This is a genomic window from Mycobacterium sp. DL440 (assembly GCF_011745145.1).
In the GTDB taxonomy this organism is placed as follows: domain Bacteria; phylum Actinomycetota; class Actinomycetes; order Mycobacteriales; family Mycobacteriaceae; genus Mycobacterium.
Genome location: NZ_CP050191.1, coordinates 5,889,943 through 5,902,904, shown reverse-complemented (window position 1 = coordinate 5,902,904; position 12,962 = coordinate 5,889,943). Strand labels below are relative to the sequence as shown.

Sequence of the window (12,962 nt, the reverse complement as noted above, 5' to 3'; positions counted from 1 at the left end):
GGGCCAACCAGACCAGACGGTGCCTACCACTGGCAGGGATAGGCAGGGCCGGCGGTCCCGTGGGCATAGTGGGGTTATGACGACCGGACAACTCGGCGAGTTCTTGCGGGCCCGACGCGGGCGGCTGCATCCGGAGGATGTGGGGCTGTCGCGGTACGGCGAACGACGACGTGTGGCCGGCCTGCGGCGGGAGGAAGTCGCCCAGCTGGCCGGGGTCAGCGTTTCCTACTACACGCGGCTGGAACAAGGACAGTCGGTGAATGCCTCGGAGGCGATCCTCGATGCGCTGGCACAAGCCCTACAACTGGACGTTCACGAGCAGGCACATCTGCGCGAGCTGGCGTCACAGCGCACGCGGCCGCCTCGCCGGCCTCCGGTCGAGCGGGTCAGCACACTGACCCTCGATCTGCTGCGATCGCTGCAACACCTGCCCGTGCTGGTGATCGGCCGCCGCACCGATGTGCTGGCCTGGAACGAACTGGGCCACGCCCTGCTGGCCGGCCATCTGGACTTCTCGTCAGTCGACCATCCCGCCACCCGGCCGAACCTGGCCCGGCTGCTGTTCCTCGATCCACACACCCGAGACCTCTATTTGGACTGGGACCGCAAGGTGCGCACGGTGGTCGGCAGCCTCCGCCTGGCGGCGGGTCGATATCCCGACGATGCGCTGCTGTCCGCGCTGATCGGTGAATTGTCGGTCAAGAGCCCGGAATTCGTCGCGCTGTGGGCCGATCACCGGGTCAAACCGTGCGAGGCCGATTCCTACGACCTGCACCATCCACTGGCCGGGCCACTCACCGTCACCATGCAGAATCTGAAACTCGCCCGAGACGTCGATCAATCACTGTGCGTCGTGACGACCGCGGACGGGTCGAGCTCAGCGGATGCACTGCAGCTGCTCGCGCAATCGATCCCGGTCAAAAATATCCAAGCCCACAGCACGGCTGGGCGCGCATGATGGCGACATGACCAACTCTGGACAGCCCCCAGGTCAGGCCGTCGCCGATACCGGCACCCTGGTGGCGGCCATCCGCGCCGAGGAAACCCGCCGTCCCGACCGGCTTTTCGAAGATCCGTTCGCGCAGAAGCTGGCCGGTGAGTCCGGGCAGCGGATGCTCGCCGAGGCGGTCGCCGCCACCGGTGACAAGTCGATGGTGCAGATCGTGGTGCGCACCCGGTACTGGGATGAGGCGCTGTTGAATGCCGCGCCCCCGGTGAAGCAGGTGGTGATCCTCGCCGCTGGTCTGGATGCGCGGGCCTACCGGCTGCCCTGGCCCGACGGCACCACAGTCTTCGAGCTCGACCAGCCCGACGTGATCGCGGCCAAGGCCGACGCGCTCGCCGACGACGAACCGCGCTGCCGGCGGGTGGCCATCGGCGTCGACCTCACCCAAGACTGGACCGATGTGTTGCGGTCCAACGGCTATGACCCGAATGTAGCGTCGGTGTGGTTGATGGAGGGGCTGCTGCAGTATCTCGACGAGGACGCCGTGCGCACGGTGTTCGAGCGGGTCGACGCGCTCTCGGCGCCCGGCTCGGTGCTGCTGTACGACATCGTCGGCAAGACACTGCTGGACAGTCTGATGCTGACCGCGGTCCGCGAACAGATGTCCCGCAACGGTGCGCCGTGGCTGTTCGGCACCGATTCCCCCGAGCAACTGTGCGAACCGTTGGGCTGGTCAGCTGTCGTCACGGACGTGGCCGAGCCGGGCAACAAGTGGGGCCGGTGGTTCGCCCCCGCAGTGCCACTGGACGTCCCCGGGATACCGCGCGGCTACTTCGTCACCGCCACCAAGCGATAACCGGCGGTCTCCGGCCCGGTCGCCATTGTCGAGAACTACCGCCCGACAGCCACCGGCGGACGTCGGTCAGCCGCCGTCTTGGGAGGCGTCTGTGCGTCGTTGTCGGTGAATTCCTTGGTCCAACAAGCGAATTCCAGGGTGATGCCGTCCGGGTCGAGGAAGTAGAACGACCGGACGTAGACGCCGGGGTGCACCGTAGCCGAGGCCTGCATCGGGCTGTCGTCGTGGTTGAGCACCGGGCCGACGCGAACACCCTTGGCCTTGAGCTTCTGCCGGTACTCGTCGAACTTCTCGGCGGGCACATGCAGGGCGATATGGTTCAGCGAGCCGGTGGCGCTGACGAATTCGCCGATCCCGGGAATGGCAGCGGGCGCCGAGATCCCGGGCACCCCGTCGGGGGCGTCACGGAACCAGAAGAACGCGATGCAGTCCCCGCTTCCTGCGTCGAAGAAGAAGTGCTGCCCCATGTCCCCGGGCAGATCCAGCGATTTGATCAGGGGCATCCCGAGCACGTTCGTGTAGAAGTCGACCGTGCGCGCCATGTCCGCGCACACCAGTGCCACATGGTTGATTCCGCCGAACTCGAACTCCGAGTTGGGATTGTTGGGCTTGATCACGTCGATAAACCTCCGGGGCGAACACACCAAGGACTGGCGCAGCTGCGAATCTGAATCTAACATCAGATTCAGATGTGATCAATGGCCGTGCCAGAATTTCCCGGCCCGCCGGGAGTGAGGAAATCCGTGACCCTCAGCCCCCGCACCCCGCTGCCGACCGCGCGCGGCCGCCAGACCCAGGCGGCGATCGACAACGCAGCTCGGGCGGTGATCGCCCGCAAGGGCATCCTGGCCACGACGATCTCCGATATCGCCTCCGAGGCAGGCCGGTCGGCCGCGTCGTTCTACAACTACTACGCCTCCAAAGAAGCCATGGTGCGCGAATGGGCCCTGCGATTTCGCAACGAGGCCCGCGAACGCGCACTTCCGGCTACCGGACCGAATCTGACCAGCTGGGAACGCTGTCACCAGGCGGCCTCCGCCCACTGGACGACCTACCGGCACCGCCTGGCGGAAATCATCAGCGTGTCCCAGATGGCGATGATCGACGACGACTTCGCCGAATACTGGGACGAGATCTGCCAGCTGCCGATTTCCATGATCACCGAGATGGTCAAACATGCTCAGCAGCAAGGATTCTGTCCCGACGACGACGCCCACCTGACCGCTGTCGCGTTGGTGTCGATGCTCAACCAGTTCTGCTACGTCCAACTGTCCGGCGGCCGCGACGCCATCGCCGACGACGACGCCTGCGTCACCACCCTGGCCAACGTGTTCTACCGGACCATCTACCACGAGGAGACCCCGCGTTCATGAGTACAGCCTCACCGGAGGTGGTCCGCGAATTCATCGGGCTGGCATCTCCGACAGCCCAGCGCGCCGGCGCCGGCGGATACCCGTGCCAGGGCCTCTACTACCGCGGCGCGGGGCACAAGCCCACGGTCGCGGTGATCGCTACCCACTATCAGATCGACTTCTCCGAGCACTACATCGCCGACTACCTGGCCAGCAGGGGCATCGGCTTCCTCGGCTGGAACACCCGCTTCCGCGGCTTCGAGAGCAGCTTCCTGCTCGACCATGCCTTGGTCGACATCGGCGTGGGGGTGCGCTGGTTGCGCGAGGTCCAGGGAATCGAAACTGTTGTGCTGCTGGGTAACTCCGGTGGCGGATCGCTGATGGCGGCCTACCAGTCCCAAGCCGTCGAGCCGAGCGTGCGGCCGCTCGAGGGCATGCGGCCGGCGGCGGGCCTGACCGAACTACTGCCCGCTGATGGCTACGTGTCGAGCGCGGCCCACCCGGGCCGCCCGGACGTGCTGACCGCGTGGATGGATGCCTCCGTCGTCGACGAGAACGACGCCGTTGGCAGCGACCCGGAACTGGACCTGTTCGACGAGCGCAACCCGGCACCCTATTCGGCCGAGTTCGTGGCGCGGTACCGCGCAGCACAGGTCGCACGCAACGAGAAGATCACCGATTGGGCCGAAGCCGAGCTCAAAAGGGTTCAGGCGGCCGGGTATTCGGACCGTCCCTTCACCGTCATGCGCACCTGGGCCGACCCGAGAATGGTCGACCCGACCGTCGAGCCGACCAACAGGCAGGCCAACCTCTGTTACGCCGGGGTACCGATCAAGGCCAACCGGTCGGCCCGGGGTATCGCCGCGGCCACCACCGTGCGGAACTGGATCGGCATGTGGAGCCTGCGCCACGCCCAGACCCGGGCCGAGCCGCACCTGGCCCGGATCGCCTGCCCGGCACTGGTGATCAACGCCGGCCAGGACACCGGCGTGTACCCGTCCGACGCCAAGCGCATCCACGACGCGCTGGCGAGCACCGACAAGACACAGTGCTCGATCGACACCGACCATTACTTCACCACTTCCGGCGCCCGCGACGAACAGGCCGATACCATCGCCGGATGGATCGCGAAACGGTGGCGGTGAACCCCGGCCCGATCAGGGTCCTCGCACACTTCACCCCCGGCGACAAGGTTCTGGATTTTCTTGCACCCCATAAGGACTGGCTCGACGTAACGTTCTGCGCCGAGGACGACGACGCCGCCTTCTACCGTGAGCTTCCTTCCGCTGAGGTGCTCTGGCATGTGTTACGGCCGGTCTCCGGTGACGATCTGCAGCGCGGTCTGCGGCTGCGGTTGGTGCACAAGTTGGGTGCCGGAGTGAACACCATCGACGTCGACACCGCCAGCCAGCTCGGCATCCTGGTGGCCAACATGCCTGGCGCCAATGCCCCTTCGGTGGCCGAGGGCACCGTGCTGCTGATGCTGGCCGCGCTACGCCGGTTGCCTGAACTCGACCGAGCCACCCGGGACGGCAATGGCTGGCCGTCGGATCACAGCCTGGGCGAGACCGTCCGTGACATCAGTGGGTGCACGGTGGGCCTGCTCGGCTACGGCAACGTCGCCAAGCGGGTTGAGAAAATCGTCGTCGCCATGGGCGCCGAGCCGTCACAGGTACTGCACACCAGCACCCGCGACACCGGACACCCACGGTGGCGCAGCCTGCCAGACCTGTTGGCCGCCAGCGATATCGTCTCGCTCCATCTCCCGCTGACCGATGCCACCCGCGGCCTGCTCGACCAGAAAGCCCTGACGTCGATGAAGCGCGGTGCGGTCGTCGTCAACACCGCGCGAGGTCCCATCATCGACGAGCCCGCCCTGGTGGAAGCACTGCGCACCGGGCAGCTGGCCGCGGCCGGACTGGATGTGTTCACCGAGGAGCCGGTACCGCCCGGCAACCCCCTGCTCGAGCTGCCCAATGTGGTGCTGACGCCGCACGTCACCTGGTACACAGCCGACACCATGCGGCGGTATCTGACCATGGCGGTGGACAACTGCCGGCGCATTCGTGATGGCGAACCGTTGGCCCACGTAGTTAACGGGGTGAGATAGGCCGCCGGAGTGGCGCCGGTCACGCCGGGGTACCCTCGGCCCAACCGACCGGTTAATCGGGATATGCCCCGGATGGAGGAACCGCATGCCCATTGCGATCACGTCTGAGCACAGCGACCTGGCCGACTCGGTCCGGTCCCTCGTCACGAAAGTGGCGCCCTCGGAGGTGCTCCACGAAGCACTCGAGACCCCGATCCCAAACCCCCCGCCGTACTGGAAAGCCGCGGCCGAGCAGGGGCTGCAGGGCGTCCACCTCTCGGAATCCGTTGGCGGGCAGGGCTTCGGCATCCTGGAGCTGGCCATCGCACTGGCCGAGTTCGGCTACGGTGCGGTCCCCGGACCCTTCGTCCCGTCCGCGATCGCCAGCGCGCTGATCTCCGCCGGCAACCCGGAAGCCAAGGTCCTCGGTGGCCTGGCCTCGGGCGAGACCATCGCGGCGTACGCCATCGACTCCGGCCTGACCGCGACCCGCCACGGAGACGGCCTGGTCATCCGCGGCGAGGCCCGGGCGGTGCCCGCCGCGGCGCAGGCATCGATCCTGGTGCTCCCGGTCGCGATCGAATCCGGCGTCCAATGGGTGGTACTGGACGCCGCCCAGCTCGAGATCGAGCCGGTTCGCAGCGTGGATCCGTTGCGCCCACTGGCCCACGTGCGGGCCAACGCCGTCGAGGTCGAATCCGACCGGGTGCTGTCCAACCTGAGCGGCGCCCACGCCAGGGCACTGATCACCACACTGCTGTCGGCCGAGGCGATCGGCGTCGCACGCTGGGCCACCGACACGGCCACCGCGTACGCGAAGATCCGCGAACAGTTCGGCAGGCCGATCGGCCAGTTCCAGGCGATCAAGCACAAGTGCGCCGGGATGATCGCCGACACCGAGCGGGCTACCGCCGCAGTCTGGGACGCCGCCCGGGCGTTGGACGACGTTCAGGAAGACCCCTCGGCGACAACCCATTTCGCGTTTGCTGCGGCGGTGGCCGCCACCCTGGCACCTGCTGCCGCGCAACACACCGCCCAGGATTGCATCCAGGTGCACGGCGGTATCGGATTCACCTGGGAACACGACACCAACGTGTACTACCGGCGCGCGCTCGTCCTGGCCGCCTGCTTCGGCCGGGCATCGGATTACCCGCAGTTGGTGGTCGACACCGCGACGGCAACCGGGATGCGTCCGGTCGATGTCGACCTCGATCCCGACACCGAGAAACTGCGTGCCGAGATCCGCGCGGAAGTCGCTGGGCTGAAAGCGATTCCGAGCGGTGCCGAACGCAATACCGCGATCGCCGAGGGCGGCTGGGTGCAGCCGCACCTACCCAAGCCGTGGGGCCGCGCGTCCGAGCCGATCGAACAGATCCTCATCGCCCAGGAATTCAGCACCGGCCACGTGCGGCGTCCGCAGATGGGTATCGCCTCCTGGATCATCCCGTCGATCGTGGCGTTCGGCACCGATGAGCAGCAGCAGCGGTTCCTGCCGCCGACGTTCCGCGGCGAGATGATCTGGTGCCAGCTGTTTTCCGAGCCGGGTGCGGGTTCGGATCTGGCCAGCCTGACCACCAAGGCCACCAAGGTCGATGGTGGCTGGCGCATCACGGGGCAGAAGATCTGGACGACGGGCGCTCAGTACTCGGCGTGGGGCGCCCTGCTGGCACGCACCGAACCAAACGCTCCAAAGCATCAAGGCATCACGTACTTCCTGCTGGATATGAAGGCTCCGGGCGTGGAGGTCAAGCCGCTGCGCGAGCTGACCGGCAACGCGATGTTCAACACCGTGTTCATCGACGACGTGTTCGTGCCCGACGACATGGTGCTCGGTGAGGTCAACCGCGGCTGGGAGGTCAGCCGAAACACCCTGACCAACGAGCGGGTGTCGATCGGCAGCAGCGAGCCGCCGTTTCTGGCCAACCTCGAGCAGTTCGTGGCGTTCCTCGGTGCGGGCCAATTCGACCAGATCGACCAGAATCGTGCGGGCCAGCTGATCGCGGAGGGGCACGCCGCCAAGGTGCTCAACCTACGTTCCACCCTGCTGACGCTGGCCGGTGGCGATCCCATGCCTGCCGCCGCGATCTCCAAGCTGCTGTCGATGAAGACCGGCCAAGGCTATGCGGAGTTCGCAGTGGCCTCCTTCGGCACCGACGGCGCCGTCGGTGATCCCGAACAGGAATTCGGCCGCTGGGCCGAGTATCTGCTGGCCAGCCGTGCCACCACGATCTACGGCGGTACCACCGAGGTTCAGCTCAACATCATCGCCGAACGGCTGCTCGGCCTGCCCCGCGACCCGTAACCTTTCTCCCGCGAGCAGACGTAAACCGGCCCTTTTTCGCCGGAAAAGGGGCAGGTTTACGTCTGCTCGCCAGGTGTCAGGCGTACCGTCGAAATAGACGGCTAACAGAAACGGTTGGCACTCAACGATGAGAACGTCACTACAACGCATTCTGCGTCCGGTGGCACTGGGCGCAGCGGCGGCGGCGGTTGTATTCGCGCCGACGGCTGTGTGGGGTCAGGCCACCCAAGGGCCCGCCGAAATCCAGGCCGATCCATGTGTGAACGGAGTGATTCCGTGGAATCCCTACGTGGTGAACTGCAATCTGCAACCCAGGCCGCCGCGGGTGCGCGGGTCCGCCCCCGACGCCGGCGCCATCATCGCGTGCCGCGACCGACCGGGTTGCCTGGCCTGGTACATCAACGGGCCGCCGTGACGGTGTGAGCGAAGATTATGGGCAGCGATGAGGACGATGTCGAAAAGCGTTGGCATGATCCGCAGATGTTCCGCGCCGCGGTGGGTTACGTAGTCGCCGTCGTCGCCGTTGCGGGTCTGGCACTGACGTTCTACGCCTTTGATCATTCCACCCTCTCGGCAACGCTGGTTCCGACCATTCTGTTTGTCGGCGGCGTCGGAGCGTTCATCCGGACCTACCAGGTGTGGAAAGCCGAAGGCACCTGGCCGATCTGGCAGGGCGCAGGCTGGTTCCTGCTGGCGTTGTCGTTGATGTGCCTGGCGGTGCCGGGCTCAGCGCTGCTCTCCTAGGGCACCTTTGTCGAGCTCGTCTTGTACAACGCGATTGCGGTCGAGCGCCACCTTCGCGAGGCGCAACGACAACCGCGGTGAAAGCCGTTCCAGGTACCAGAACAGCTTCCACCACGCGGGCACGATGATCATCGCGTCACCTCGCATCACGGCCCGCACCACGCGATCGGCGAACACGTCAGGAGCCATGGGCCGCAACGGTTCCCACACCTTCTTGACGAAGTCCTCGTCGCGGACACCGGGGCCCTTGAGTCTGCCGAACTTGCCGCCGCTCAGGATCGGGGTCCGGATCACGCCCGGGCACAGCGCCGAAACCAGCACGTTGTGGCGATCGGCCTCGACTCGCAATGTCCGCGAGATCGCCACGACGGCATGTTTGGTGGCGGAGTAGCTCGCCTGGCCCGCGCCCGTCATGAGACCCGCCATCGACGCCGTGTTCACGATGTGCCCGCTGTGCTGTCGGATCATGACGGGATAGACCGCCTGGATGCCGTGCACGACACCGCGCAGGTTCACATCGAACACGTCGTTCCAGTCATCGAGCGTGTACGTGTCGACCTCGCCGCCCACTCCGATGCCCGCGTTGTTGAACAGATAGTCGATGCGCCCCGACTGCTCCACGATCTGGGCGACCGCGCGTTCGAACGACTCGTAGTCGCGGACGTCGAGCTCGATCGCATGTGCCGGGGTGCCACCCACGCTGAGACGCTGCGCGAGCTCCTGCGCGACGTCGGTCTGCCGGTCGGCAATCCAAACCTCGGCGCCGTCGCCGGCCAATCTGGTCGCCAAGGCGGCACCGATCCCGGAGGCACCACCGGTGATGAGAGCAATCTTGCCTGTCGCACTTGACCCCATGGCCGCAGATTACGTTCGACCTCGCGGCCCCGTCGGGAGTTTCCGCTCTTAGGGCAAAATCGAATCGACGTAGCCGCCGTCGACCCGCAAGGCCCCGCCGGTCGTAGCAGACGCCAACGGCGACGCCAGATAGGTCACCATGTTCGCGATCTCCTCGGGTTCGATCAGGCGCTGGATCAGGGACTGCGGCCGGTGCTTGATCATGAACTCCCGCTGCGCCTCATCCCACGGCAACGACTTGTCGACGAGTTGGTAGACGAAGTCCTCAACACCGGCGGTGTGGGTCGGCCCGGCGATCACCGAGTTGACTGTCACGCCGGTACCCGCGGCCTGCTTGGCGAAACCGCGCGACACTGCGAGCAACGCTGTCTTGGACACCCCGTAGTGGATCATCTCCGCGGGCGTGACAATGGCCGAGTCACTGGCGATCTGGATCGCCCGCCCCCAGCCCCGCTCGGTCATCCCTGGCAGGTAGCTGCGGATAAGTCGCACTGAGGCAAGGACATTCACGTCGAAGTAGGTGCGCCACTGCTCGTCGGTGATCTCCAGTGGCGGCACCGCCCCGAAGATGCCGAGGTTGTTGACCAACACGTCCACAGCGGGCAGTTGCCGCAGCAGTTCGGCGGTGCCCTCCTCGGTCGCCACGTCGGCCGCGACACCGATCACGTCGACGTCCCCCAGCTTGGCGACGGCTTCGTCGACGCGCACGGCGGTCCGACCGTTGATCGTGACGCGGGCGCCGCTGCGGGCCAATTGCTCTGCGATGGCCAGCCCGATGCCCTGGGTCGAGCCGGTGACGAGCGCGGTCTTTCCAGTCAGGTCGATGTTCACGAGCAGGTATTACCACCGATCGGCGCGAACTATTCCATGTCGCGGAGTTCACGCTTGAGGATCTTGCCGGTCGGGTTGCGCGGCAGCTCGTCGAGGAACACCACCTCACGCGGCACCTTGTACCGCGCCAGATGCTCTTTGACGTAGGTCTTGATCGAGTCCTCGTCGATGGTGGCACCCTCGGCCTTCACCACGAATGCCCGCAACCGGGCGCCCCATTCCTTGTCCTCGACGCCGAGCGCGGTGGCCTCGATGACGTCGGGATGCCCGCTGATCAGATCCTCGACTTCGGCCGGGAAAACGTTCTCCCCGCCGGAGACGATCATCTCGTCGTCGCGGCCGCTGACGTAGAGCAGGCCATGCTCGTCGAAGTATCCGACGTCGCCCGACGACAGCATGCCGTCGATGATTTCCTTGCCCCCACCACCGGTATATCCCTTGAACGGGAAGGTGTTTCGCACGAAGATGCGGCCCACCTGCCCCGCCGGGAGCTCCTTGCCGTTGTCGTCGATGATCTTGACGGTGATGCCCTTGACCACCGGCCCGACCGTCGCCGGATTGATCGACAGATCCTTGGGGCGCGCGATGCTCGCGAAGGCGATCTCGGTCGATCCGTAGAGGTTGTAGATCACCGGCCCGAGCTCTTTGAGTGCGCGCGACGCCAGTTCCGCACCGAGCTGGGAGCCGGAGACGAACACGATCCGCAACGACGACAGATTGGGTTTGGGCTGCATCTGATCGAGATGGTCGAGCATGCGCGAGAGCATCACCGGCACCACCACCATGCCGGTGACTCCGTGCTTCTCGACGTCTTCGAACACGGTGGCCGGCTTGAACCGGCGACGGAGCACCAGCGTCGAGCCCAGCATCATCGCCAGGGTGGCGTGCAGGAACCCGAGCGCGTGGAACATCGGGGCGGGCAGTGAGGTCACCTCACCGCCTTTGAACGGGACATGCGACAGCACTCCCCCGATCGGGGCCAGTGACGGTGGGGCGGCCCGGTTGGCACCCTTGGGCGTTCCGGTGGTGCCGCTGGTCAGGATGATGATCGCGGGATGTTTGGTGGCCTTGGGCGCGGACCGGCCGTGGCTGCGCGCGATCACGTCGGCCAAGGTCTCATCGGTGCTGCCCGACGGTTTGTCGGAATCTGGGTTGACGCCCAGCGCCCGCAGTTTGCCGAGTTCCGGTTCGGCATGCGCCACGGCGGCGGTGTATTCGTCGTCGTAGATGATCACCTTGGCGCCTTCGCGCTCGGAAACCTCTTTGATCTGCGGTCCCGAGAACTCGGAGTTGAGCATGATGATCCGGGCCCCGACGCGCGCCGCGCCGTATTGGGCGATCAGGAACCAACGGTGGTTGCGGGCCAGGATGGCCACCCCGTCGCCGCCTCGCACGCCCATGGTGAGCAGTTCGTTGGCCACCGCGTGCGCCGCGGCGTCGAGCTCACCGAACGTGAACTCACCCTCGTCATCGATGACCGCGGCACGGTGGGGATGCCGACGCGCGTTGAGCGCGGGAATCATCCCGATCTCGCCCCAGGTCCGGATGTCGTTCAGCATGGCCGCGATATGTTGCGGCGGTTCCAGCCGCAGCGCACCCGCTTCGAACATCTTGCGCGCGTAGTGCAATTCGGCGGCGCCGCGCTCCGCGTACTGCTTGGCCTTCGCGGTGAGGTTCGCCGGCAGATCAGACAGACTTGGCATGTCGTCACAATAAGTGACATCTATCGCACTGCGGGCGGTAACTAACATGTGGTCATGGCCGGTGCAATGTCGCTGGAGATCGAAGGCCGCGAGGTGGCCATCAGCAACCCCGACAAGGTGGTTTTCCCTGACGCCCACGTCACCAAGCTGGACTTGATCAACTACTACCTCTCGGTGGCCGACGGTGCGCTGCGCGGGGTCTACGAACGTCCGATGATCCTCAAGCGGTTCGTCAAAGGCATCGCCACCGAAGCCATCTTCCAGAAACGGGCGCCGGAGAAGCGACCTGACTACGTGGACGTCGCCGAACTGAAGTACCGGTCCGGCACGTCGGCCAAGGAAGCGGTGCTTCGCGACGCCGCGGGCTTGGCGTGGGCGGTGAACCTGGGGTGCGTCGACTTCAATCCCCATCCCGTGCGGGCCGACGACCTCGATCATCCCGACGAACTACGGGTCGACCTCGACCCCATGCCCGGGGTCGGCTGGTCGCAGATCGTTGATGTCGCTCAGGTCGCCCGCGCTGTGCTGGAGGAGTACGGCCTGACCGCGTGGCCCAAGACATCGGGCTCGCGCGGCTTCCACATCTACGCGCGCATCCAGCCGCGGTGGCCGTTCACCAAAGTTCGGCTGGCCGCCGAGACGGTGGCCCGGGCGGTAGAACTGAGGGCGCCGCACCTCGCGACGGCGCGCTGGTGGAAGGAAGAACGGGGCACCAGGGTCTTCGTCGACTTCAACCAGAACGCCAAGGACCGTACGGTGGCGTCGGCCTATTCCGTGCGCGCCACCCCCGATGCCCGGGTGTCCACCCCCCTGCGCTGGGACGAGGTCGACGGTTGCCACCCCGAGGCTTTCACGGTCGCCACCGTGCCCGGCCGGTTCGCCGAGATCGGCGACCCGTGGGAAGGCATGGATCTCGCGGTCGGCGAGTTGGACCCTTTGCTCGCCCTCGCCAAGGATCTCGGCCCAGCCGAGAAGGCACCCAAGGCCGCTTCCCACGATGGGCGCAGACAGTCGAGCATGCCGCTGATCGAGATCGCCCGCACCAAAACCAAAGACGAGGCGATGGCAGCGCTGGACGGGTGGCGCGAGCGCTATCCCGCGGTGGCCGGGCGGCTGGAGCCCGTCGATGTCCTGCTAGACGGGATGCGGGGTCCGAGTTCGATCTGGTATCGGGTGCGGATCAACCTGCAGCACGTGCCCGAGGCCGAGCGCCCGCCGCAGGAAGAGCTACTCGCCGACTACAACCCGTGGGAGCACTACCGCGGTAGGCAGTGGCACTAGCTG

The 12,962-nt window shown here is 66.2% G+C and carries 13 protein-coding genes; 9 read left to right on the top strand and 4 right to left on the bottom strand.

Annotated features, from left to right (window positions below; all coding sequences use genetic code 11):
* Positions 1-76 precede the first annotated feature (76 nt).
* Positions 77-958: a helix-turn-helix transcriptional regulator gene (locus tag HBE63_RS28725; protein ID WP_166908357.1), complete on the top strand. Its 882-nt coding sequence runs from the start codon at positions 77-79 to the stop codon at positions 956-958.
* Between the two features lie 7 nt (positions 959-965).
* A complete protein-coding gene (locus HBE63_RS28720) occupies positions 966-1,802 on the top strand; it encodes an SAM-dependent methyltransferase (protein WP_166908355.1) in 837 nt (278 codons plus the stop codon).
* A gap of 35 nt (positions 1,803-1,837) precedes the next feature.
* On the opposite strand, the gene HBE63_RS28715 is transcribed toward HBE63_RS28720, so the two are convergent.
* Positions 1,838-2,419, bottom strand: coding sequence for a VOC family protein (locus HBE63_RS28715; RefSeq protein WP_166908353.1), 582 nt, complete (start codon positions 2,417-2,419; stop codon positions 1,838-1,840).
* A 126-nt stretch (positions 2,420-2,545) separates the two neighbouring features.
* On the opposite strand from HBE63_RS28715, the gene HBE63_RS28710 reads away from it, so the two are divergent.
* The 6 genes from HBE63_RS28710 (at position 2,546) to HBE63_RS28685 (ending at position 8,289) form a co-directional block, all read left to right on the top strand.
* Entirely contained in the window at positions 2,546-3,175 is a 630-nt protein-coding gene (locus HBE63_RS28710; protein ID WP_166908351.1) for a TetR/AcrR family transcriptional regulator, read from the top strand.
* A complete protein-coding gene (locus HBE63_RS28705) occupies positions 3,172-4,299 on the top strand; it encodes an alpha/beta hydrolase (protein WP_166908349.1) in 1,128 nt (375 codons plus the stop codon). The genes HBE63_RS28710 and HBE63_RS28705 overlap by 4 nt, the downstream gene beginning before the upstream one ends.
* Positions 4,275-5,264, top strand: coding sequence for a 2-hydroxyacid dehydrogenase (locus HBE63_RS28700; RefSeq protein ID WP_208301238.1), 990 nt, complete (start codon positions 4,275-4,277; stop codon positions 5,262-5,264). The genes HBE63_RS28705 and HBE63_RS28700 overlap by 25 nt, the downstream gene beginning before the upstream one ends.
* An 85-nt stretch (positions 5,265-5,349) precedes the next feature.
* Entirely contained in the window at positions 5,350-7,545 is a 2,196-nt protein-coding gene (locus tag HBE63_RS28695) for an acyl-CoA dehydrogenase (protein WP_166908347.1), read from the top strand.
* 160 nt (positions 7,546-7,705) lie between these two features.
* Positions 7,706-7,960, top strand: a complete 255-nt coding sequence (locus tag HBE63_RS28690) for a hypothetical protein (protein WP_371814835.1) — start codon at positions 7,706-7,708, stop codon at positions 7,958-7,960.
* Positions 7,961-7,977: 17 nt separating this feature from the next.
* A complete protein-coding gene (locus tag HBE63_RS28685) occupies positions 7,978-8,289 on the top strand; it encodes a hypothetical protein (protein ID WP_166908344.1) in 312 nt (103 codons plus the stop codon).
* Here the strand turns inward: HBE63_RS28685 and HBE63_RS28680 are convergent.
* From HBE63_RS28680 to fadD2, 3 genes are read right to left on the bottom strand one after another with little or no spacing between them, the layout of a single operon-like run.
* Positions 8,272-9,144 (bottom strand): SDR family oxidoreductase, encoded by an 873-nt coding sequence (locus tag HBE63_RS28680; RefSeq protein WP_166908342.1) that lies wholly within the window; start codon positions 9,142-9,144, stop codon positions 8,272-8,274. The two genes, HBE63_RS28685 and HBE63_RS28680, sit on opposite strands and share 18 nt — an antisense overlap.
* Positions 9,145-9,192: 48 nt before the next feature.
* Positions 9,193-9,975 carry an SDR family NAD(P)-dependent oxidoreductase gene (locus tag HBE63_RS28675; RefSeq protein ID WP_166908340.1) on the bottom strand — a complete coding sequence of 261 codons (783 nt, stop codon included), beginning with the start codon at positions 9,973-9,975 and terminating at the stop codon, positions 9,193-9,195.
* A 29-nt stretch (positions 9,976-10,004) separates the two neighbouring features.
* Positions 10,005-11,678, bottom strand: coding sequence for a long-chain-fatty-acid--CoA ligase FadD2 (gene fadD2 / locus HBE63_RS28670; protein WP_166908338.1), 1,674 nt, complete (start codon positions 11,676-11,678; stop codon positions 10,005-10,007).
* Positions 11,679-11,732: 54 nt separating this feature from the next.
* Between fadD2 and ligD the strand changes: the two genes are divergently transcribed.
* A complete protein-coding gene (ligD, locus tag HBE63_RS28665) occupies positions 11,733-12,959 on the top strand; it encodes a non-homologous end-joining DNA ligase (protein WP_166908336.1) in 1,227 nt (408 codons plus the stop codon).
* The last annotated feature ends 3 nt before the right edge of the window (positions 12,960-12,962 follow it).